Below are 22,084 nucleotides of genomic sequence, written 5' to 3'. Positions count from 1 at the left end.
TTCATTCTACACAAATATATACTCTAAATAATTAAAAATTCACCTAATATCTCAATCACTTCTTTTTCATCATCCCCCGACAATCCCAAAAACGGTCTTGCGGGTATAGCAGCTAAACGCGGGATCATATCGCTAGTGCCGCCAAATTGATGAATAGCGCCGTATTCCATGTTTGTACCAAATTCTAACGATTCGTCACCTACGTTATAAGCGAGCGTGTCGCGTAATATGTCATTTAGCCTGAGTATTTTATCTTTGTTCTTTTTTTTACTCTTGGCGTAGTCTGGGCTTAGTGGCTGCCACGGGTCGCCATCTGGGCTGCGTTGCTCATCAAAGTGATCACGATGGGTCAACATTAAATGTTCGCCTACATTGCCAAGTGCGGGGGCTAAGTTATCTAGGTTCTTTACCAACTGGGTGAGCACATCGCTTACAGCGGTTGCGCCCTCTGTGCTTATTTCAATACGCGCACCAGCCATTACACTAGCCCTTCGTCAAATGCTTGCATGTGAGTTTGCTGGTCCAGCCCTGCAATTAGTGCGGGCAGTAGATCAGCAATTTGGTTAGCCTCTTGCCCTTTTGCTTGTTGCTCTAGCTTTGCAAATTCACGGCATGTTTGTAGTGTGTACGGGGTTTGCTGTAGCAGCTGCTGTGCTTGGGTTAATAATGTCATCGTCTTTTATCCTGTGATTTAGCGGCATCTTTTACTAGTTGGTCTATCCAGCTTACAAGCTCTGGTTGCCATTTTTTAAGCTCTTTACGAGCAAGCGCCCAGGCGGTGAATGCCTCCGCAAATTGCTCGTACTTATTCACTGCACCGTAATAGGTAACAGGCAACGCATTTTTTAATAGCTCTGGTGCGCCTGCGTAATAGTGTACTTGGTGGCCGAGTTCGTGCAGCCAAGTTGACACTAAACTATGTGCTTGGTGTTTATCTAGTGAATCTGCATTATGCGAAATAGTGTGATCACGTTTTATTGTTTCACCGTGCCAATTATACGGGTATTCACCTTTGTTGTTTGCTGAGCGCTGCACGGTAAGTGCAGCACTGTCTTTTAGCGCTTGCATATCAACTTTAGCTAAGTTTTGGGCGCTTTTCACTTTTACAACTATGTGCTCATACCCTACAGAAGTAAAACCCCCGCAGTTTTTAGCGCCACGAATGCTGTATTGCATGCGCGCGTAAAATTCATCTACGCCTAAGTACTCCCCCACTTCGCTACGAATTGCTGCATTTGCTTTAGAGCCTGCGCTCATTTGGGTTTGATTGACAAATACGGTTTTGGTTTGTTTGGCTGTTAAAAAGCTGTTTAAGCCTTCGAGTACTTCACTGTCTAACTGGGCTAATAGCGGATCAAGCTTTAGCGCTGTGACGTTTTTAGCACTGCTATAAGCCGATGGTACAATGCGGGTTACTTGGTAATCCTCTATACGCTTAGCAAGCGGTGGCTTTTCGGCTACTTGTTTTTTAACTTGGCTGGTAAGTTGGGCGGTATTCTTGGGGGTGTAGTCAAAGCCTGGATCAATTCCCAATGGTAGCTCAAACTCTTCACCCGTTTTTTTATTAGTCCAGCTGTAACTACCGTTATCGGGCGCTGTGCCTACGGTTAGGCCTCGGCGTTTTAGCTCCCGCTCGCTTAAGCTGTATTTTTTACATTTGCAGCCCCAGCCATTACTGGGGCTGTGGGTGTCCCACCATGGATCATCAACCGGTAGCACCATGTTATTCCATTTTAAATGTATTATGCGCGGGGTTTCGCTATCGCCGTGCTTGTATAACGCATAAGGGCGTGTGGCTTTAAGCGCTTGAATTTGCCCTTCACGCCCTGCGTTGTAAGCTTGGCGTATATTGGTTTCGTATATTAATTGGCTACGCCATGCGCTCTGGCCGTTGTGCTCCCAACCGTAACGCGCTTTGATATTATCAAACTCTTTTTGAAACCAGCCCAGGCTTTTACCTTCGCTTATGGCTTTATCAACCGAGGTGTAAAAGTCATTTAGCATGTCGGCTTTGGTTACGCCTGCAACCATAAACGCGCGGTTGTGAGCGCTTTGCCATACATCATCCCAGCTGCTGCTAGGTGTGTTTAGCTTTTGCCGAAAAAAGTTTATGCCATCGTCAAATGGCAGTGAGCCATATCTAACAGCCATCTAACGGCCCTCATCCACTTCTAGTGCGCCTAACAACTCACTTGCTGCCATTGCCTTTGCCATTATCTCAGTAAGGCCCTCTGTGCTTATTTGTGGCTCTAATTCAAGTATGCCGTCGCGTATTTCTTCTAAGCTGCTGGCATTTTTGACCAGCTCAGTTACCGCATCGCTCATGCTATTTAAGTGTGTTTGTGCTTGTGCGGCAAGCTGCTCGGCCACTAAGTCGGCGTTGTCTTTTTGCGGTACTGATTTGAGTGCGGCAAAGCCTTTTAAAGCGGTTTGTGGTTCAGTTGGGGTAAGGCTGAGTATCGCCTCTCCCTTTTCAGGGAGTGGGATTTGGGTTTTTTCGCTCACCCATTTTGCAGGAATTGGGTAATTAACTTCGGTGAGTATTTTAAGAGCTGGGGCTAACTGGGCAATGTCTTCGGCTTCGCTGGTGTCGAATTTAAAGCGCGGTATACGGCGTGCGCCTGAGTAACTTTTAGAGTTAAGCGCGTGCATTGGGTAAATTATATCGCGCGTAATGGTGTTCGCTACTTGCTTTAAATCGCTTTCGGTTATGTCATTTAGTACGTCCATGTGTACGTTACCAAGCGCGTTTGTACTGGTTTTACCGTCCGCTTGGCTGGTAAGCGTTGCGCCTAATACCGCTTTGCTTTGAGTGGTCTCGCACCACTTGATCATAGCTTCAAATGGATCTGATTGACCATTAGCGGCATTTTGAAATTCAATCTCCATGCCCTTCGGGATAATGCCGCCTGCGTTATGGCCGATGCTAAGCACAGCACGTAACAATGTGGCTTTTTCATCATCACTTGCGCCATTGGGGTACTTACCTAAACGCAGTGGTAAGCCGTAAATCTCTAGGAACTCAGCAAGGTCACGGATTGAATAGTTTTTAAATAAGTACGGCCATGCCACCGTTGAGGTTAACCCAGTGCGGTGAATATAACCCGATTTACTGCGGTGAATATGCGCGCACCAGCCAAACGGGTTTAGTGCTTGGCCTGTGTAGCTGTTGTCGCGCAGCATTAACTGGTTTCGGTTATCTGGATGAGTTTGGAAAAGGTTTTGATCACGAAATTCATAACCGGTAATAATATGCTCGCCGCCATCAAACGCCCAACTCAGCTCATTACACGAAAACGATTTTAGTATTGCGTCGCTACAATCAAAAAGTAGATCCTCTAACCAAGTGGCATCTTCTAATATTTCTTGGATTGCAGCGGCGTCTTTTTCTTCTTGCTCAGTAGCATTGCGTGGCGGTTCTACTGACCAATCGTATTTAAGCCAGCCTCGGCGGCGTTTGGTAAGCTCACTGAACAAGTGGCCGTCTTTGTCTTCCATGTCTTTGGCTAAGTCGGCCATGGCCGCTAAGTTACCTGCGTCGGCATCTTTTAGTAATTGCGCTAACTTTGCTGGGGTGAGCGCCTCGCTTGGATGCTCCGCAAATTGACGCATTAGCATGCCCACGCGGCTATCTTGCTCGGTTTGAGTTTGCTTAAAGTCGGTTGATTTAATCGGGTTGCCGTGAATATCTACTATTTGGGTCATGGTTTTACTCTAACTGTAATGATGGGCTTAATGCTTAGTACATATATATCAAGCGTTAATGTGTGTTGGTGGGCCTTGGCTAAACTGGCGGCAGTTATATCTAATTGCTGTGTTTGGGCGGTGAATATCTCTTGATAAAACACCCTAAAGCGCTGCGCTACCATGCTGCTTTACGCGCGCTTGCTGTATCACTGCTGTGGTCTGGCCGCATGCAATTTACGCTTTGCTCAGCTTTGCTGGGTAGTGGTGTAAATTCGATTGCGCTGCCGTCCATTTCAGCGGCGCGTATTAGCATAGCGATTGATACCGCGCTATCGCCGTGGCGTTTATTGCCATCGCTACCGGTGTTTTTACCTTTATCAACTTGAGCAATACCATTTTTAAGTTTGATTTGGCCTAAGTCGTCTAATACGTCCTGGTCTTTTGGTAGCGTTATATTGTCGGTTTCAAAATAGTCTTTTAGTTTTGGCATCCACTCGCGATACCAGGCTTGTGATAAATGCACGCTATCAACTAACTCTGTGCCGTATTTAAGGCTGGCAGCTTCCGCTAAGTAACCACCGTTACCTGTGGCGTCAAAGGCAAGGCCACGTAATTTTGGTAAACGGTCACAAATATACAGCATGATTTGCTTTTGCTGTTCGTAAGTAACGTTACGCAGCTCTACTATAAACGGCACGGTTAGGCTGGTGTCTTGGTTTATCTCACCGATGCTGAACACGGTTAAATCGCCTTTACGGGCGAAATCCTCACCAAATGCGTGGGTTAGATCAGGGTTTAACCCACTGATTAAATCATCAATATTTTGCTTACACCAAGTCGCTACGTCTTTTACGCGCTGCTCTTCGGTCCAGCTTTCAAAGTCGGTGGGCGCTTCATAACGTAGTACTTTGCAGTCATCACTTAAGGCACGTTCGCGCAGACGGCGGCTTAGGTATTGGCCTGCGCCTTGGCTTGGTACACAGTAAAGCTCCTCGTTAGCGGCATCTTGGGTTGGGTAAAAATCAACTTGATTAGCGAGCCATGCGTCTTCTTTTGCTTGCGTCCACTCTTGCCCACTCACTAAACAAATACGTTTATAAAGCCCATGCCTAAGCGCTTTATCAATAGGAATATGATGCACGGAATACTTTTTAAGACCGCGCCGAGCTTGGGTTATTAGGGTGTTAAATAGGTTATCTACGCCGTTATGGGTCGAAATAATACGTACTCGCCCGCCCCACATTGTAAGCGCCATCGCGGCTTTTAGTACTTCATCTAGCTTGTCGTGGAATGCGGCTTCGTCTATTACTACGTTACCTTGGCGACCACGTAAGTTGCGCGGGTTTGAGCTTAGCGCTACTATTTTTTTACCGGTACTTGGGAATTTAATTTCAAAGGTGTTGATTGATCGCTTGGTGCCGTCTGGGTCTTTTTCTTCAAATATGCCCTCTTCGACTTCCCCCATAACCATGTTGAGCTTTTGCGCCCAAAATGCACAGGCATCTATAAACTCCTTAGCCATTTCTTTATCTGAGCCAAGGTAATAGGTGTTTTGTGCGTTTGCGGGTGCAGCTGCGCTTAATACGTCGTCTAGCGCTTCGGCAAAGGTTAACCCAGTACGGCGAGACTTTTCGGCAATTTTTACTATTGCATCGTCTTCCATCCATGCTTTTTGATAACCAAAAAGTATGTCTGTGCCCATGGCAACCGCTAAAGAACCTGCGACTTTGCTAAGCGGTAGTTCGTTAGTTTGGGTAATACTTTGCGCGGTGCTAGTCATGCTTTAGCCCTAATATATCGCGTTTGAAAAAGGCCAGCATGTCGTCTGCGGTTTGCGGTAAGTTTTCGTTTTTAACCTTTTGGTCTAGGTCTTTAGCGAGCTTTTGCGCATAGGCTTTTTCTATTTCTTGCTGGCGTTTGTGGGCGGCCATAGCGGTTTGCTCTAGGCGCTGAGCTGCGAGCATGGCGTCTTTTATGGTGTCGATGTCTACCGCTGCATCTTCGTCGGGGTTCATCATTTGCTGCTGCATAGCGCGGAACAGCTGAGAACGGCCCATTTCTAAAATAAGCTTGGTGGTATCGCCTGTGGGCTTATCGCCAAGCTCGGCGGTAAGTGCTTTGGTTGACTCGCGTAAATCGCGTAGCTTTTGGCCTATGGCTTCGGTTTTTTGGGCGTGGCGACTAAGGCCACTGCGGCTAATGGTTGCGCCCTCGTCTAAGCCTGACTCGATGATCAAGGTATTTACCGCGTCAAGAATTTCGCCTTGGCTAAAGCGTTTGTCGCGCAGCATTGAATCGAGCTGCTTTTTAATATCCTCGGGCAGTAAATCAACTTTGCTGGGTTGGCCTCTACGGATTGACTCACTCATAGTTAACCTCGTGGCCCTGGGCGTTTAATGCCTGGCACTACACTTATACCCTCAGCTACGTCTATGCCTGATTGCGTAATACGGGCAACCCATGTGTTTTCTGTGAGTTTATCGAGTGTTATATAGCCATTTTGCTCTAACCAATTAAGTAAGGTTTTAAGCTGATCACGACTACAACCCAACGCATAGCGCTGTAGCACATCAGCTAACATACTGCTGTTAGCGCCGTAATCGGCGGATTCTTTAAGGGCAATTAAAATGCTAATTCGTTGATGTTCGGCTTGAACTTGTAACATTGCCATGATGGTTTTTTCCTGTAGTAAATTATTGTTGGCTTAGCTATCGCTGCTGCGCGCGCCTCTAAGTTCGTTTTCCATTAGTAGATCAGTTAGGCGTTTTAGGTCGGTTAGCTGTGGATTTAAGCCGTCAATTTTGCCGCTGACTTCGATCAAGCGTTTATCTAGCTCGTGTAGATCTTCTGAGTTGGGCAAGTCTTCGATGGTTTTCTCGACAGCGCTTAAACGGGTTTCTAACGCTTTTGAAATATCTTCATGTGCTTTCTTAGTAACAAAGGTACTGCGCAGCCAAGCCAATGCAGCGGCCCCAACTATGGCAATACCTACCGTTAAAATGGCTTTGTACCACTCCAAAATAAAATCCATGCTAAGCCCTGTAATGCTGTTGTTGTATTTCAATAAGTGATTGGCACTCAACACAGGTACTACAGTTTTTAACCGCTTTACGCCGTGCTGCGGGTATGTCAATGCCGCACTCTTGGCAGTGCATAAACTCTGCACCTGGTTTGTTTGATTTTTCTCGATGCATGGATAGCGCAGCATCTAGCAGGTGTTGTTCTATTCTTTGCGCGTCGTCAAATTTGCTCAATTTGGTTTCCTTACTTTTTCGATAACGTTTTTAATGCCTTGCTTAACGCCTGGTGCAGCTTTTTCAACGCTGCGGCCAATGACATAGCCACCGATGCCTAATTGCAGTAAGTCCCAAGCTTGCTCAGATAAGCGAAACGCCAGCACACCAAAGGAATCAAGGCAAATCAAAATCAAAAAAGTCAGCATGGTAATAGGCCGCCAATTACGCTGTAACCAGCTTTCGCCTTTGGCCTCGGCTGTAATAATTTGCGATTGCGCCTCTAGCACTTTGCCTTGTAGCTCTACTATTTTGCCCTCAAGCTCTAGTACTTGGCTTTGCGCTGTGTTTTCAATTCGCTTAAGTTCGTTGGTAACGGTTTGGCGTTCTTCGTCGCTGGTAAACAGATCATCAATTAAGTTGGTGACAGGCTCGACCACGTTAAACCAGTTGCTAATTGCCATTGGATTCTCCAAAACGTTGCTTAAGCGCTGCACGGGCATTGTTGTAACTTTGCTGACCATCTACACGCAGCTGAACATCGATGGCTCTAACTGATTGCCAGCCTTTGTTAAAGTTGCTTTGCATAGTGCCGCAGTGGCTATGCAGGGGGATTTTGCTCGGATCGAATGGCATGTTGTGCATACGTGCATCAACCTCTTGTTTCATACGGTCATCGCGGCCTTTGCGATATGACCACTCCCAATTGCTGCCCATTTAATTCACCTCTAACAGCTGTTTAACAGCGTATTCAGAGGCGTGAGCCAAGCGGTTATACCAGCCCTCTAAGTTTGGTTTTTGGCTTGGGTCATTCGCGCAAATACGGGCGTACTTACGACCACGGTTTACGCTGAATAATACAGTCAGGCTAAGCGCTGGGAGCTGTAGGATAGCGGCTAAGGTTTTTGGTCCCATGCGGCCATCAGGCTTTGAGTTCACTAGTCGCTGGGTTAATTGGGTCATGGCGGGTGAGCCGTGCTGTACTGCGCCATCCAAAAGCATAAAATCAATCCCTGCGGGGACTTGCTCGCAGTACATTGCACGCCAATAATCACGATGATAAAGGCGAACTGCGTGGGCAAGAGTTAGATTTTTAATGTCTAGGTTTGGGTATGCACGCTGACTAATGCCGTACTTTGTAAGGCCGCCACGGTCTGAGGCTATATCGTTTAACCCGCCGTCACGGCGTAAACCGCCCTCTAAATACAAAATAGTTAATATGCACTGGGCAAATTTAAGCGAGTACGGGGCAAGCGCCGCTTGTATTTCTGGCGATTGTTTAAAGAAATTTAGAGTTGGGATCATACCGAAAAACCTTGTTGTTTTTCGGTATTGTGGTTAGTTAACCCGTATTAATGGCCGTGCGGGGTTTCGGGAATTAAAATATTTCTTCATCATGCTCATCACTAATAGCGATTTCAATGATTTGCTTAAGATGAGTATACTCTTTACCATTCCTGTTTTTTAACATTTCCTTTATTACAGGTGCATTTCTGACGTAACCGTGCTTTTGGGCGTCATATACAAACCTCTTGATATCTCTTGTATCCTGAGATAGCAATAGTAAAGAATCAAACCACCATTTATCACATACAATTTTATGAAGAACCAAATCTGTTCTGTGCTGTAATTCCCTAGAAGCTAAATATTCTTGATACCTCAGGTGCCCAAAGTCATAATTCCCGTCTAGATCAACAGTTAATATTTCTGCTGGAAATATTAGCTCTTCTACAACTTTAGGTATAGTGACCCCTTTGGGCTGAAAGCTAGATTCTTCGAGTAAATCTATTGACGAAGCCTTAGAAATAGCCCTTTCCTTTTTTTGATGTAAATGAAATGCTATTAGTTGTGAGGCATTCATTAAATCATCTGGGTCAGTTTGCGTTCTCTTTATACCCTTCACATCATCGAATGAACCACATAATAATTCGAAACGTTTTCTATAAAGCTGAGCTTCGTTAGAAGGTAGAGGAACATTTTTTTCGCATAAACTAGCTAAGATAGTTGCAGCTAATGGATTCGATACTACCTGAGCCAATTTTAAGTTAGCGTCTAAGTGCTCCATAATTCGTGTAGCTTTTTCAGGCTCATTTACAAACCAGTTATTAAAAAAGCTATTTTTTTGTGCTCTATTAAATTTAAGTAAAGAAATTTGGCTAAAGCCTAAGCTACTCACATCTTCAATAGTAAACCTTGAAGAGGTAATAATTTGAACAAAAGGAAATTTTATAGAAAAGTTTTTTATGTCATTTATTACTGTTGGATAATTTGGTATTGCTTCATCAATACTGTCTAGAAAAATAGTTGTTCCTTCAACATTAAGTTTATCTTCAATTTTCCTTCTTTCTGCATTTGAACCTAATGAGAGAATAAATGACACTAGTTTCTCACTAAGTGAATCATCATCCTTAAAGTCTTTATATAACTTCGCTAACGATGTAAAAAGAACCAATTTTTCGTTTACATTGTCTAGTTTTCTTTTTGTAAAATTTTTAAGATTCGTTGTTTTTCCTGAACCAGCCTCACCCAATAAAATAATATTTTTTCCAGACATGATTAAGTCTTCGATATTAAATTTAAGATCAATAATTGTTGAACAACTTGGCTGAGAATTTTGTAAATTAATATAGGACTCAAACTTCTGTAATAATTCTGAAACTAATTTCATTTTTTCTAAAAGTAGCAAACATGCTGAGACCTCTTTTTTTAAATATGCTTCTCTAATTTCACTGATTAATTTAGCGTGGTCATAGCATACCGTTTCAATAGAGAGTTGTAGTTCAAGATCCGTTCTGTTTAATTGCTTCTTAGCATCTTCTATGGTAATTGAGTTTACATTCCATTGATTAACATCATTTATGATTGAATCCAAAAATGCTTTATATTTTGTGTGTTCAAGCTTAAGCTCCCCATTATTTTCTAACTCTTCCAGCTTTTTGCTTTCATCATCAAAAATTTTTTTATAGGTAGCTGGATGATTAATATTTTTTAGTTTATCTCTGAATACAGACTCATACACCCTTTTTTCAATTTCGTATCTTGCGTTTTTTGCACGCGCTAGAGATATAAATATTTCATTCTCTAAAGTTCTTTTAGCAGCATCGTGTTCTTCTATAACATTTTTGTTAACTAAAAAACTAGATTTAAAAAGTGAGCTATACTTTTCTTCACGCTCTTTGTAAAAGAAAGCATACTCAGTTATTCCTACCTTAACTTTTACTTGTTTCTCAATTGGGGTGATAACGGTATTTAAAAGTGAAGCTTTACTTGTATTTCCTATAACGGTATCTACAGAACAATAAATATCACAAAGATCTTTTTTTGAACTTAGATTAAGAGCCCTATAAACTTCATCGCTACTAAGCAAAGGTTCCAGATTTTTAACTACGGCTGGTGCTTGTTCAAAAAGACAGTCAAAAAGATTAGGGCACTTTTTATTAGCTAACCTGATTATTCTATCACCATCAATTATTCGTACATTTCTCTCAACAGCTTCGCTTATCGCACCTTTATGAATATCTAAAACTCGTTGAGTAATAATATAGGGAGTGATAAAAATTAAGTGATCGACAGTTTGTTCTGAACCATCATCCAAAATAGCATCTTCACTTTTGCACTGATGTAACTGGGTTATAATATTCTGCATACTATTTGTTGAGGACGCATCTGCATTAGGCTTAACTTTTTTTACTTGGACGGCAGTTAATTCAAGATCACCATAAGCATTTTCAACAGTAAATAGGATATCCTTTCCTTTTTCAGGGCCACCTCCAACAAATTCAATTTTTCCGTTATGGAGATTCTTAAAAAGCGGTATCAAAATTCTTTTAGTAAGATCGTTTTCCTTAAGCTCAAGCATTTTTTGTTCAAAGTGTTGATCACTATATAAAAAACTCATTATATTTCCCTATTTTTCTTTATATAGTACATTTGTTACTTAACTAAAACAAACTCCTTTGCCTCCTCTGAACTTCAACATTTCGCTGTTGCTGAATTACCTCAGCAACACGCCTCTGAGTTAGCCCAAACTTAATTGCTAAGTTTTCCATGTTATAGCCGTTAAACTCTTGCCATATTTGGATGTCACGCAGTGCTGCTTTTAAGCGTTGATCTGTTGGTATATATACATCGCGACCACCAAAGTAATGGCCTATTGCCAAGGTTATTGCCTCACCTACTATGCGCGGATCATTAATTTTAGCTTTAGTAAGTTCGGCCTCTATGAGTAAGGCTAAAGATTGTAAGTTGCTAGGCCAGCGCTTGCGAACGGCTGCGGCATCATCTGGTGATAGCTTAGTTAGACAATGTTGCAGCTCTTCAACACTACTACCAAATAGCTCTGTTTGCTGCTCTGTATGATTAGCCATTATTATCACCTTGTTGCTCTTTTAGTAATTCGCGCCGATACCATTTCTTTAATGGTTCAAGCACTTGTATAGCTTGCTGTTGAGTTAAAAAGTGCGTGTGGTAACTGACGTTTGCCCCAACTTTTGCACGGTTTAGCATACGGTTTACGTAAGCATCTAAGGCGGTTTCTGAACCATCGCGTACAAAACCCTGTTTGTGCATGGTGATCCAGATAGCGCGGATTTTGTTTATTTCGCCATGTTGCTTTGGTGATGACTTTGGGCTTAAACGGCGTTTAGCTTTAGTTTTAAACCCTGCTTTTTTAAAGTGCTCTAACACTTGGTTTAACTCTGACAAGCTCATTTGACTACACGATGTTTTGCCCGCTGAGCCAAAAAGTGCAGCGCGGTAGGTGTCGTCGTCTAACCATAGCTGGCTTTTAGCTATGTGAATTAGCTGTATAAGTTTTTGCTTAGTCATGGCGTTTAAACTCTTCTAACTGCTCGCGTAGGCTTAAATAGCTTTGGCAAATGTCTGCGCCTTCTTGCTGTGTAAACACGCTGCTATCAATTGCAAAAGTGTGTGATAGCTCTAAAAACTTAACCAATGCGGCCAGCTCTTTGAGTTGTAGGCTTGGCGTTACTTGTGTATTTGGGGTAGTCATAAAACCTCCTATGTTTGCTGTTTATCAAAGCTCTTGCTAATTGAAAAAGCTTTGATAAAAAGCCGCATCCTTGCGCGCTTTTGGGTTACTTAAATGGGTTGTGTTATGCCTTTTTGCACTGGTGGGTTGATGCCGACCAGCTGGCTTTGCACTACAAAGGTGATGTTTTGAAATACAAAGTTGATATTCACGGGCTCTTTGCTCTTAGCTACAAGCGTTACAACGCTTTGTAAATCGCTGTATTCGTTTACTTGAATTGTTGATTTAACTTCCATGATTAGTGCTCCTTTATAGCTTTGCTATATCAAGTGAGATTGCGCGCTCTTGCTCGCCTACGGTTTCGTAAAAACGAATAAAGCGGGTTGAGTCTATGACTTGGATTGCATCGGCTATGATGTCCATTGCACGCTGCCACTTGCCGCTTTCGTCGGTGATTTTCAGGCGGCGCAACCCCAGTACTTTTTGCACGCTGACTTTGCCTTTTTTATCGGTGGCAAAGGTTTGCTCAATAATGAGCTTTAGGTTTTCGTTTGCGCCCTCGCTCCATTCGTTTAGGCATTCGTCTATTAACTCTTTTGCTATTAGTAGCTCGGGGCCAAGCTCGATGCTCTCTTGTACTTGCAGGGTGATTTTTTGCTTGTGATCAAAACTGCGTAGTGTGACGTTGCCTTTTTTGCCGCCCATTTCTACTGCGTACTCTTGGGCAAGTAAGCCCATGAATGCGTCAAACTCGCTCATTTGCTGCTTTTTAAATTCAGCAAGGGCGCTACTTTGCGCCTTGGCTAGTTCAATCGCTGACTGCACAAACTCATGGCGAATAATATCGGCTGGGCGAATGCCTTTAAGTGGCACTTGATGGCCTTTATGATTAACTAAAAAATCTTGTGGCATGGTGGTTTATCCTTCTATAAACATGATGATTTGGCCGTGTAATTTTGCTGGGCGAATTTGGCGCGTTTGCCCGTTTTTGGTTTCGGTTATTACTGGTAAATGTGCTGGGGCTTTGCCTGCCACTTCGATGATGTGGCGGCTAAAGCCTTTATGTGAGCTGATAACTCGCAGCCCTCTTTTTTGCAGTTCTATTAATGTGTCGCGTAGTTCCATGGTTATTTACTCTCGCAAATTTTTGAGTGAGGGCAGCCATTACGACACGCCCGATAAAGGGCAACGCGTACATGATTGGTTGCTGCAAATTTTTTAGCTTGATGCTCTAGGCATACGTTAATTGGGATCACATCAAGGATTGGGCAATCAACAGTGCTTGCCATAAAAACGCCTTCGACACGTTGCTGAATGACTTTGGTGTTTGCCTTGTATTTACCGTTTATTACTTGGCTTACAGTTGCTTTACTAACCCCTAATTTTTGGGCTACAAGGCGCATCCCTTGCGCTTTTGTTTCATCAGCAAGTACTTGCAACCAGTTAGTTGTAGTCATGCGCCTCTCCTAAGGTAACGGGAGCTATTTGCACTGTTTTGCGCTTTACTTCTTTGAACTTAACGAGCTTGTTAGTATTGGCATCAAACACGCCTTTAGTTTTGGGGATCGGCCGTTTTGGCCCGGTATTTTTAAGCATGCGGTAAATAGTTGTCTCCCCTGCTCGCTCTATTAATGAGCCTGAACGCGGGGCATTTTTTACAACAAATATGTACCCCACTTTTTTAAGTATTGAGATATATGAGCGAGCTGATGACAGCGACACATTAGCGGTACTTGCCACTTGGCCTGCATCAAACTCGTTTAGGATGCGCATTGATTGCCACATGCGTTGTCTCCCTGAATTTCTATTAGTTACACCACTGTTTACAGGCTGTTCAAACGGGTTATAACTGGCATTTAAAATGCTGTAGTAAATGTCGTCATGATCAGCATGTTCAGCAATCGCGTTTGCTGCGACTAGGCGCTTTGCAAAGGCTTTTAAGCTATCTAATGTGGTGTGTTCGATTGCGTCGCGCACTTGTTGCAATGAAAACCGTTTTAGGATTTTCATTGCTTGCCATGCGTCTTGTAATTTTTGGCGGCTCACTGGTTTTCCCCTACGCTTTTTTAAGGAAAAATTCTTTTGAGCCCCACTGTTGCAGGTCGATACTTGTTAAGCCGTTAGCAAGTGCGAATGCCTCTATTTTTGATAGGCCAGTGATGATGCGGCGTACTTCGCCGTCAGTATCACTAAGTAGCTGTTTGAGTAAATCATCTTGAATAGTTAAAACAGGCTCGATTACTGCGTTAACGATGATTTGTAAGTCTTCAAACTGGGTTGGCTTGAACTCTAACCATTCTGAAATACGGTTATAGAATTGACGATGACGCTGTAATTTACGGCGTACTGATTCCATGCCAATTAATACTACTGGGCAGTAGGTTAGGTCGTGAATGTCTCGCACGATTTCTAGGGTGTTTTTGTCGTTTAATAGGTAGTCGGCTTCATCAATAAATAAAGTGCGATTAGAGATAGCCATGTGCTCAATGATGTAATTAAGCATGGCTTCACGGGTATAAATATCAGGACCGCTTAACTCTTTAACTATTTGGCGCAGTAACTGGGTTAAACTCATACCTGATGTAGCACGGATATAGATACCGTCGCAGCGGTTTACTAACCATGCAGTTGCGGTAGTTTTACCTAAGCCTGGATCACCGTAAATTAAGCCGATGCCTGGCACGCCATGCGCACGCTGAGTTAGTGCTTCAACCATCATTTGAGTGGCTACTACGTTACTTACGATCGCTATTTTAGTTTTCATGGTTTATTCCTTTACTGTTTATGCAATTGAGTTAGTGCAGCTGGTGCTGCGTTCATTTCTGTTAATAGGTCATCTAGTCGTGCTGATAAGGCACGGTTTTGCTGCTCCCACGTATTCAGCCAAAGCGCATCTACATCACTTAATTGGTTATTTAAGCGCTGCTTTTTGTGGTACATGGCTTTGTCTTGTGGGTTATTAAATAACGGTACTGGGTTGATATTTGCCGCCGCTGTTTCATCACTTAACTGCTTACGGCGTCTCTCAAACTCGCTTAGCTGTTCGTCGCTGTAGGTTGTAACAGGCTTGCTATCAAGTGCTTTAATTGCTGATTGAGTAATTACGTTAGTGTGTTCAACACTTTGTTTAGGTAACGTTGCAAGGGCTTTATTTTGCTCGCTGTAATGGCTGAGTACTTCGTTTGCTATATCTGATACATTCACTGATTTAGCGGTCTTTTTAAGCTCTTTTAGCTTGCGTGATGTTTCTGCTGCTTGGCTGCGTTTAGCGTGGTTTGCTACGTCTTGACGTGTCATACCTGCTGATTGAATTTCGTGATCTACCGCGACACAAATAAACTCGTTATTCATGCGATTAAATACGTAAATACGGCCTACGTTTTTAGGGTCCCATTTGCACAGCACTTCATCGCCTACTATTGCACCAAGCTCAGGCGCAATATAGAAACCGCCACTTAGCTTGATACCTTCTTTACCAATAATGCGTAAGCCTCTGTTTGATGGCACAGGTTGCAGCATTACGTCGAGTAGGCGCTCGTCTTTGATCACTTTGATTTGGTCGCGACTTGCTGCGAATAATTCAAATGGTGTTTTGTTGCCTATGTTGCTGTGTGGTTTGTGGTGGTAACGGTTGTCGATCCAGTTATCTACGAACTCTTGCAGCTGCTGGGCTGTCATGTTGATTTCGATTGCTGATTTATCGCCGCCCTGCTTTGCTAATAAGCGTTGTGCAAATGTTTTGCGCGCTTCGATTGCTTGACGTTCTGATACGTTATGGCCGATATAGCCTGTTAGTAGCTCGGCTAAATCATGTGAGAACGTTTTGAAAAAACGCTCGATATATGGCTTTTCTTCACCGCTAAATGGGCGTGTCGTTTCGTGCTTTATATCGAGTGCATCAAACACACTAGTAATTTGAATTGATGTGTAGTCTTTGCCGTTATCAGTACGAGCAATTTCAGGGATACCCCAATCAAGTATGGCTTTACGGATAACTAAACAAATACCGGTGCTGTCGCTGGTTGGGTGGATCACAACTTTAGAACGGCGTGTAAATACGTCGATAATACCAATCAGCGAATGACGGCCATCAACGAGCATTACGTCAGACGGGGTTGAATCGAACTCCCATAACTGATTAATACGTTTAATGTTTTCGTCCATTTTACCCATGGCGCTCATATACTTATTTTTCCAAGCATCAGGGTTTGCCATTTTGGTATAAAGTGCGCTGTTGTCGCGCTTCCAACGTGTTAGCCATTCACGGATTGTGGTCTCTGCTGGGATTGCTTTGCCCTGGCTGTAAAAACGGGCTATTAAACCTTCTTTTACTTGCGTGGCTTTTACGTGTGGGTATTGGTAAATCATAGCGATGCAAAAATCACTAAGCTCTGGATCAGAGTCGATGATTGATTTGCCTGAGCGCTTAATTTTTACAGCAAGTCCTGCAATGCCTTTTTGATCTACCGTTTTTTGCCAGCGCAATAAGGTAATACGCGAAACGGATGGGATTAAGCTTTTGTGCTCTGCTGGTATATCTAACAAGCCTTGGTTATAGCGCTCACTAAATAGATCAAACCCTAAAACTTTAGGTAGACTGTTCGCACTTACAAACTCTTTGGCTGCGTTTAATAAATAGATTTTCGCACTTGCTTTGGGTGGAATATTCTCAAGCCCTGCGAGTTGCTTTAAGTTTTGATGCTTAAGTTCTGTTGCTAGTTGTTGGTTTAAACGATCACTTTGCTCGTTCACAGCAAGGTATCCTTTGCCACTTTGAGCTGCTGGCGATTGATTATCTTGAATCATTGCTTGTTGCACTTGCACACAAATGTGTGCAGGAAGTTCAACAAGTGCATACTTGCGAACTTTTCCGCCTCGGCCTTTTACTTCTGTATAGGGCCATGCCTCAGCCTTAGCTTTTAATTGAATACTGCGCTTACTTACTAACAAGAATGCAGCTATCTGGTGAGCTGTTAATAGTTCCATTATTCAACCCTCATTAATTTACGGCGGCCTGCTTTACGATTTGGTTTACCATCTACCCCATAGCGCTCAGGCCATATTTCAAAGGCGCTGACGCCAATTACTTCGGCAATTATTTTTTCAACTACGGGGTAAGGCCGATGTAAAGCGGTTTGCACAGCGTTTGATGTATAGCCACGACTAAATGAAAGTTGACGACAAGACCAACCCTCAACTTCTAAGGCTGCCTTTATTTCTGTTACCGTCCAACCTGGACGATTTGCATGTTCCATTTTATGCACCCTTTCGTGTGTATTTTGTATTCATGCACACAAATATATACACACAAAGTTGTGCATACAAGCATTATTTGCACACGATTGAGTGCATTACAATTAAGGCATTGATTTATATGTGAAATTAATTTTTTAGTTTTTTGCTTGGCTGGATCGCGCTTCGCGCTTTGAAGTGCGAAGAGATCGCACTTCGAAGAAAAGCAGATTTTCAATTTTTATTTTGTATGCACTCGCTTGTGTGATTAAATACTGTCATGTCCACGATCATAACTATTGATAAAGTTAATGCCTGCATTCAATGAGTACTTAAAAACGTTAAGAGAACGTAAGTTCTTAGATATCGGAACAGTAGCCGAACGAACTGGCGTGCATAGAAACACTCAATCAAAATATGAGGATAGTCGCGATCCCCCTTTCGATTATTTAGTGGAGTTTTCAGCTTTAGTTGGTGAGCCATTTATCAATGTTTTATTAAAACGCCTGGATGATTCTAAAGCTTCACCAAATGCAATTGATCGTGCGTTAGACTCTTTAACACCAACGCCTGTGGCCCATACTCAGAGCCAACTGAGTGACGAAAATCATACTGATAAGTTACAAGTTCAACTAAGTGAAGAGTCACACACGCTTATTCCAGCAGGTGCATTAGTTTCTATAGATACTAGCAATAAAACTATTGATGCTGATTCGATTTATGGGTTTTTAAACCCAATGAATGGTGGTTATTTTGCTGCCAAGTTAAAGCTTACAAATTCTAAGCTTCATTTGTTGTTTGATCACCCTACTCGTAAAGACTTGAGCTTTGCAATTGAAGGTGGTGAAACCGAATCTCATTACATTCTAAAAACACTCGGTTTATTAGGAAAAGTTGTGAAAGCTGAGCTTAGCTTTTAATTTATCAATGAACACCGTTTTTATCACGGTTTCGTACTTTTATTTATCATTAATTCGCGGTTTGTCTTTTCGCGCTTTATTTTTATAAAACAGCGCTTAAACCCTTATTTATCCCGCGTTTTCCCATCTATTCTTATCTATTCCCTAGTTATCATTTAGATCTGTTAGTTACAATAGCTCATAAAACATACTTAACCCCTGTACCAATGACCTGTCACATTTATTTAAACGCCCATTCAATATGAAAGAATAAATATAACCAATTGAAATAGAACAATATATATATATTTCCTTGCTATTCTCATGGGTATTAAGTCGCTAAACTAAGGGTTCAGATCTGTATGTCATTTTTTTCTCGGCATTTTTCGTTAACGACTAATTAAATGCATAAGTAAATTTAATTATTGCGAATTTGCGCTTTTATTAGCTAACGTTAAAAAAGTACATTTCATAAATTTATTCGTACAAAACTAGATAAATGATCACTTTTATAATTTGTCTGGCGGTTAACTTGTTTGTTTTTTAGTCGTTGAAAACCGAGATTTTATCCCGCATCTCGATCTACACGACTCAAATAGGGAGAAAAAAAGCCACAAAACAGCCAGATCGAACATAAAAACATCGAACAGACTGCTTTTTTTTGTTTATCCGGTTTTATGTGTTGACACTTTGCAGCGCGGTCATTAATATTTCGCCCCGTTGAAAGGCACATACGCTTCCCCCTTAGCTCAGTTGGTTAGAGCGACGGACTGTTAATCCGCAGGTCCCCCGTTCGAGTCGGGGAGGGGGAGCCAGTCTTTTCAGCCATAAACGATTCCCCCTTAGCTCAGTTGGTTAGAGCGACGGACTGTTAATCCGCAGGTCCCCCGTTCGAGTCGGGGAGGGGGAGCCAAGTTTATGTAATATGATTATTGTTCCCCCTTAGCTCAGTTGGTTAGAGCGACGGACTGTTAATCCGCAGGTCCCCCGTTCGAGTCGGGGAGGGGGAGCCAAATCATATAAAATTTAAGTATTGTAGTTCCCCCTTAGCTCAGTTGGTTAGAGCGACGGACTGTTAATCCGCAGGTCCCCCGTTCGAGTCGGGGAGGGGGAGCCAACTTAAAGAATCAATTAGACTTTCCTAAACAATTCCACTACTCTACTACAATCAAAATATTTCTTTTTAATACACATTTAATAAGTGTAAAATAATTTGATTAATCAAGGATCTGATTCCTTCCCTTTGATCTACTAAAAAGAATAAGACATGGCTGGTTTCAAAAAACTCATATTTATTCAATTAATATCTTGGCTGTTGTTTGCAAGTATTGGTGGCTATTTTGTTGCGTCAGCGTTTGATAACGCAGTAAGCGATGCGCAGTACAAAACGCAATCAGTGGTGAATAATTATATTAGCAAGCATTCTATTGCTGAAATAGCACCAGATAAACTTCAGCAAGTGCTTGCTGATGGTAATACTTTTTCTTCATTTATTTTGCGTGATCAGCAAGGTAAAGAACTAATAAATATTCAATCCCCTACTTCATTACCAGCCATTGCACAATTAGTAGATTCTAGCTTTAACTCTATTCGCCCGCAGTTTGCTGTTAATCAAGCGTCTGATATCAAAGTTGAATTTACTATTAATGCCAATAACCTTGGGTTGATACTACAACAAGCGTTATTTGTTGTTATTTTAGTGTCAGGTTTAATGGCAATTATTCCCATTGTGTTTATGAAAACCATGTTTAGTAAGCTAAATAGAAATATAAGCATGACAGTGGCTGAGATAATTGATGTTTATATCAATCAAAATCAAGTCAACAACGGTCTTGAAACAGCAATTAATAGCAGCAAAATAAAACAACTGGGCGTTGACCTAGTGCCGAGCTTTAATCGCCTGTCGCACTTTTTACAAAGTAAGCATGATGATATTCAAAATGCCGCACATTCTATCAAGCAAGAAGCTTATAAAGATGTAGTTACTGAACTTGGCAACCGTAATATGTTTGTTGAATATTATGAGAAGTACATTGAAAGCAGTGAAAAAAGCACCTTTGGCTCTTTGGCGATGGTTCGTTGTAGTGAATTACAAGCAATCAACCAAACTCGTGGTTACCAAAAAGGTGACGAGTATGTCAAAGCTGTGGCTGATATTATTAAACATATCAGCGGCACATATACAGGCAGTAAAGTTTTTCGTTTGAATAGCTCAGATTTCGCGATTGTGCTGCCTAACACTCCTCTAAAGGAATCTGAACGTTTTGGTGATAACTTACAATCTCGATTTACTCAATATCAGCAAAACCAAGAATTAAGCTCAGTAGCAAATACTGGGATCGTCGCTTATGAAAAAGGCAAACCCTTAGGTGAGCTACTTTCGATAGTAGACAATGCTATGAGCATGGCCCAATCAAAACAAGCTAACGCCTGGCATATACAACGCGAAACTGATTTAGTTAATAATGTAAGTGCAGGATTTGGCAATCAAAACTGGCGTAAAGTGATTAATGAAGTCATTGAAGCTGAGCGTGTACATCTGGTAATGCAAAACATTATGCCAATTGGTAAAAGCATGAAGGCCTACGCTGAAATTCAAGTGCGCTTTAAAACAACAGAAAACCAAGTATTGCCTACCGCTTCATTTTTAGCTATGGCTGAAAAGCTTGATATGGCGATGGAAATTGATCAGTTAATCATTAATTCATCACTGGAAAAAATTAAGAGCCGTAATTTCTCTGAAAAATTCTTTGGTTTGAATGTTACCGCCTCAAGCGCACACAATGATCAGTTTGTAATTTGGCTAGAGCGACGTTTATTAAAAGACACAAATATTGCCTCAAAACTGGTATTCGAAGTGAGTGAATTTGGCTTACAGCAAAATATTAAAGCCAGTAAACGCTTTATAGATATGATCCACCGTGTTGGTGCTCGGATCACGGTAGAACGATTTGGTGTTGGTTTAACCTCGTTTAAGTTTTTCCGCGATTTAAAACCTGACTTTATCAAGATGGATGCAAGCTATACTCGCGGCCTTGAAGAAGATAAAAATAACCAATACTTTATGCGTTTAATGGTCGACCTCGCGCATCGAATTGGTGTTAGTGTTTTTGCTGAGGGTGTTGAAAGCCAAGAAGAAAAACACATTATTGAAACTTTATGTCTTGATGGTGTGCAAGGTTATTACATCGAAAAGCCAAAAGATATTTAATCAATCTAAAGGGTGCTTTGAGCACCTTTTTAGTTTTCTAGTAGTTTATTTCCCCCTCCCCTGATCTGCTTTATCATTCCAAATGTCAGTAACTAGGTTAATGAACAGTTAATCTTTATTTATCATGCTATAAATTTCTAAATGCAATTCACTATCATTATTAAATGAGCCGTTTATTTACCTTCTACGTGTTGTTAAACAGCCAATAAAAAAGGATAATGTCGGCGTTTATTATAGCTTGAGGCGAACATGACAGAATATGTATTGCTGTTGATCGGCACAGTACTGGTTAATAACTTTGTGTTAGTACAATTTTTAGGTCTATGCCCGTTTATGGGGGTATCTGGCAAACTGGATACAGCTATAGGCATGTCACTTGCGACCACTTTTGTGTTAACACTTGCCTCTGTAACAAGCTATCTAGTTAATCAATATATTTTGATCCCACTTGATATCACGTATTTACGTACTCTAAGCTTTATTCTTGTGATTGCGGTGGTGGTTCAGTTTACCGAAATGGTAGTCAGAAAAACCAGCCCAACGCTGTATCGCTTACTCGGTATATTTTTACCTTTGATCACCACAAACTGTGCGGTCTTAGGTGTTGCGTTACTAAATGTCAAAGAGGATCATACGTTTTTACAATCTGCAGTATATGGCTTTGGCGCTGCTGTTGGTTTTTCTATGGTACTGGTTTTATTTGCAGCTCTTCGTGAACGCTTAACCGCTGCTGACGTACCTACCCCCTTTAAAGGCGCATCGATTGCGATGATCACCGCAGGCTTAATGTCGATGGCCTTTATGGGCTTTACAGGATTAGTGAAGTTTTAAC

27 protein-coding genes and 4 tRNA genes are annotated in these 22,084 nt (G+C 42.0%); 7 read left to right on the top strand and 24 right to left on the bottom strand.

What is annotated here, in order from left to right; genetic code table 11:
• Positions 1 to 23: 23 nt before the first annotated feature.
• The 24 genes from FW757_RS13400 to FW757_RS13285 form a co-directional block, all read right to left on the bottom strand.
• Positions 24 to 479, bottom strand: a complete 456-nt coding sequence (locus FW757_RS13400; protein WP_446441306.1) for a phage virion morphogenesis protein — start codon at positions 477 to 479, stop codon at positions 24 to 26.
• On the bottom strand, positions 479 to 673 hold the full coding sequence (locus FW757_RS13395) for a hypothetical protein (RefSeq protein WP_446441305.1): 195 nt from the start codon (positions 671 to 673) through the stop codon (positions 479 to 481). Before FW757_RS13395 ends, FW757_RS13400 begins: the two co-directional genes overlap by 1 nt.
• Complete coding sequence (locus tag FW757_RS13390) at positions 670 to 2,151, bottom strand: phage minor head protein (protein ID WP_446441304.1); 1,482 nt, start codon at positions 2,149 to 2,151, stop codon at positions 670 to 672. The genes FW757_RS13395 and FW757_RS13390 overlap by 4 nt, the downstream gene beginning before the upstream one ends.
• Entirely contained in the window at positions 2,152 to 3,705 is a 1,554-nt protein-coding gene (locus tag FW757_RS13385) for a DUF935 domain-containing protein (protein ID WP_446441303.1), read from the bottom strand.
• 157 nt (positions 3,706 to 3,862) lie between these two features.
• Positions 3,863 to 5,467: a terminase large subunit domain-containing protein gene (locus tag FW757_RS13380; RefSeq protein ID WP_446441302.1), complete on the bottom strand. Its 1,605-nt coding sequence runs from the start codon at positions 5,465 to 5,467 to the stop codon at positions 3,863 to 3,865.
• Positions 5,460 to 6,056, bottom strand: coding sequence for a DUF3486 family protein (locus FW757_RS13375; RefSeq protein ID WP_064668435.1), 597 nt, complete (start codon positions 6,054 to 6,056; stop codon positions 5,460 to 5,462). Before FW757_RS13375 ends, FW757_RS13380 begins: the two co-directional genes overlap by 8 nt.
• Positions 6,057 to 6,058: 2 nt before the next feature.
• Positions 6,059 to 6,358, bottom strand: coding sequence for a VpaChn25_0724 family phage protein (locus FW757_RS13370; RefSeq protein WP_064668436.1), 300 nt, complete (start codon positions 6,356 to 6,358; stop codon positions 6,059 to 6,061).
• Positions 6,359 to 6,391: 33 nt separating this feature from the next.
• The gene (locus tag FW757_RS13365; protein WP_064668437.1) at positions 6,392 to 6,718 is read right to left on the bottom strand and encodes a DUF2730 family protein; all 327 of its coding nucleotides are present in this window, start codon (positions 6,716 to 6,718) and stop codon (positions 6,392 to 6,394) included.
• 1 nt (position 6,719) lies between these two features.
• On the bottom strand, positions 6,720 to 6,941 hold the full coding sequence (locus FW757_RS13360) for a TraR/DksA family transcriptional regulator (protein ID WP_446441301.1): 222 nt from the start codon (positions 6,939 to 6,941) through the stop codon (positions 6,720 to 6,722).
• A complete protein-coding gene (locus tag FW757_RS13355) occupies positions 6,938 to 7,384 on the bottom strand; it encodes a 3TM-type holin (protein WP_446441300.1) in 447 nt (148 codons plus the stop codon). Before FW757_RS13355 ends, FW757_RS13360 begins: the two co-directional genes overlap by 4 nt.
• Positions 7,374 to 7,637, bottom strand: coding sequence for a hypothetical protein (locus FW757_RS13350; protein WP_446441299.1), 264 nt, complete (start codon positions 7,635 to 7,637; stop codon positions 7,374 to 7,376). The genes FW757_RS13355 and FW757_RS13350 overlap by 11 nt, the downstream gene beginning before the upstream one ends.
• Positions 7,638 to 8,225: a glycoside hydrolase family 108 protein gene (locus FW757_RS13345; protein WP_446441298.1), complete on the bottom strand. Its 588-nt coding sequence runs from the start codon at positions 8,223 to 8,225 to the stop codon at positions 7,638 to 7,640.
• A 73-nt stretch (positions 8,226 to 8,298) separates the two neighbouring features.
• Positions 8,299 to 10,818 (bottom strand): hypothetical protein, encoded by a 2,520-nt coding sequence (locus FW757_RS13340; protein ID WP_446441297.1) that lies wholly within the window; start codon positions 10,816 to 10,818, stop codon positions 8,299 to 8,301.
• A gap of 43 nt (positions 10,819 to 10,861) precedes the next feature.
• Positions 10,862 to 11,287: a Mor transcription activator family protein gene (locus tag FW757_RS13335; protein ID WP_446441296.1), complete on the bottom strand. Its 426-nt coding sequence runs from the start codon at positions 11,285 to 11,287 to the stop codon at positions 10,862 to 10,864.
• Positions 11,280 to 11,747 carry a gp16 family protein gene (locus FW757_RS13330; RefSeq protein WP_446441295.1) on the bottom strand — a complete coding sequence of 156 codons (468 nt, stop codon included), beginning with the start codon at positions 11,745 to 11,747 and terminating at the stop codon, positions 11,280 to 11,282. The genes FW757_RS13335 and FW757_RS13330 overlap by 8 nt, the downstream gene beginning before the upstream one ends.
• Positions 11,740 to 11,931 (bottom strand): hypothetical protein, encoded by a 192-nt coding sequence (locus FW757_RS13325; protein WP_064668447.1) that lies wholly within the window; start codon positions 11,929 to 11,931, stop codon positions 11,740 to 11,742. The genes FW757_RS13330 and FW757_RS13325 overlap by 8 nt, the downstream gene beginning before the upstream one ends.
• Before the next feature lie 89 nt (positions 11,932 to 12,020).
• Positions 12,021 to 12,206: a hypothetical protein gene (locus tag FW757_RS13320; protein ID WP_446441294.1), complete on the bottom strand. Its 186-nt coding sequence runs from the start codon at positions 12,204 to 12,206 to the stop codon at positions 12,021 to 12,023.
• A gap of 13 nt (positions 12,207 to 12,219) precedes the next feature.
• Positions 12,220 to 12,822: a DUF3164 family protein gene (locus FW757_RS13315; RefSeq protein WP_446441293.1), complete on the bottom strand. Its 603-nt coding sequence runs from the start codon at positions 12,820 to 12,822 to the stop codon at positions 12,220 to 12,222.
• Between the two features lie 6 nt (positions 12,823 to 12,828).
• Positions 12,829 to 13,035, bottom strand: a complete 207-nt coding sequence (locus FW757_RS13310) for a hypothetical protein (protein WP_446441292.1) — start codon at positions 13,033 to 13,035, stop codon at positions 12,829 to 12,831.
• 2 nt (positions 13,036 to 13,037) lie between these two features.
• Positions 13,038 to 13,367 (bottom strand): helix-turn-helix domain-containing protein, encoded by a 330-nt coding sequence (locus tag FW757_RS13305; RefSeq protein ID WP_016707848.1) that lies wholly within the window; start codon positions 13,365 to 13,367, stop codon positions 13,038 to 13,040.
• Positions 13,354 to 13,956 carry a hypothetical protein gene (locus FW757_RS13300; RefSeq protein ID WP_064668451.1) on the bottom strand — a complete coding sequence of 201 codons (603 nt, stop codon included), beginning with the start codon at positions 13,954 to 13,956 and terminating at the stop codon, positions 13,354 to 13,356. Before FW757_RS13300 ends, FW757_RS13305 begins: the two co-directional genes overlap by 14 nt.
• Before the next feature lie 10 nt (positions 13,957 to 13,966).
• Positions 13,967 to 14,674 (bottom strand): AAA family ATPase, encoded by a 708-nt coding sequence (locus FW757_RS13295; protein ID WP_016707850.1) that lies wholly within the window; start codon positions 14,672 to 14,674, stop codon positions 13,967 to 13,969.
• Positions 14,675 to 14,685: 11 nt separating this feature from the next.
• A complete protein-coding gene (locus FW757_RS13290) occupies positions 14,686 to 16,896 on the bottom strand; it encodes a Mu transposase C-terminal domain-containing protein (protein ID WP_446441291.1) in 2,211 nt (736 codons plus the stop codon).
• Positions 16,896 to 17,165, bottom strand: coding sequence for a helix-turn-helix domain-containing protein (locus tag FW757_RS13285; RefSeq protein WP_016707852.1), 270 nt, complete (start codon positions 17,163 to 17,165; stop codon positions 16,896 to 16,898). The genes FW757_RS13290 and FW757_RS13285 overlap by 1 nt, the downstream gene beginning before the upstream one ends.
• A 288-nt stretch (positions 17,166 to 17,453) precedes the next feature.
• Between FW757_RS13285 and FW757_RS13280 the strand changes: the two genes are divergently transcribed.
• The 7 genes from FW757_RS13280 to rsxA all read left to right on the top strand — a co-directional run bounded on the left by FW757_RS13280 (position 17,454) and on the right by rsxA (position 22,083).
• Positions 17,454 to 18,062, top strand: coding sequence for a helix-turn-helix domain-containing protein (locus tag FW757_RS13280; RefSeq protein WP_182740180.1), 609 nt, complete (start codon positions 17,454 to 17,456; stop codon positions 18,060 to 18,062).
• 717 nt (positions 18,063 to 18,779) lie between these two features.
• A tRNA-Asn gene (locus FW757_RS13275) sits at positions 18,780 to 18,856 on the top strand.
• A 21-nt stretch (positions 18,857 to 18,877) separates the two neighbouring features.
• Positions 18,878 to 18,954: transfer RNA gene (locus tag FW757_RS13270), tRNA-Asn, on the top strand.
• A gap of 23 nt (positions 18,955 to 18,977) precedes the next feature.
• A tRNA-Asn gene (locus tag FW757_RS13265) sits at positions 18,978 to 19,054 on the top strand.
• A gap of 27 nt (positions 19,055 to 19,081) precedes the next feature.
• Positions 19,082 to 19,158 (top strand) — tRNA-Asn (locus FW757_RS13260).
• A 150-nt stretch (positions 19,159 to 19,308) separates the two neighbouring features.
• On the top strand, positions 19,309 to 21,252 hold the full coding sequence (locus tag FW757_RS13255) for an EAL domain-containing protein (RefSeq protein ID WP_446441290.1): 1,944 nt from the start codon (positions 19,309 to 19,311) through the stop codon (positions 21,250 to 21,252).
• Between the two features lie 249 nt (positions 21,253 to 21,501).
• Positions 21,502 to 22,083, top strand: a complete 582-nt coding sequence (gene rsxA / locus FW757_RS13250; protein WP_145240727.1) for an electron transport complex subunit RsxA — start codon at positions 21,502 to 21,504, stop codon at positions 22,081 to 22,083.
• Position 22,084: the final 1 nt, after the last annotated feature.

The sequence above is a fragment of the Pseudoalteromonas sp. 1181_04 genome (genome assembly GCF_052850545.1).
This window is presented reverse-complemented; position numbering and strand designations above follow the sequence as displayed.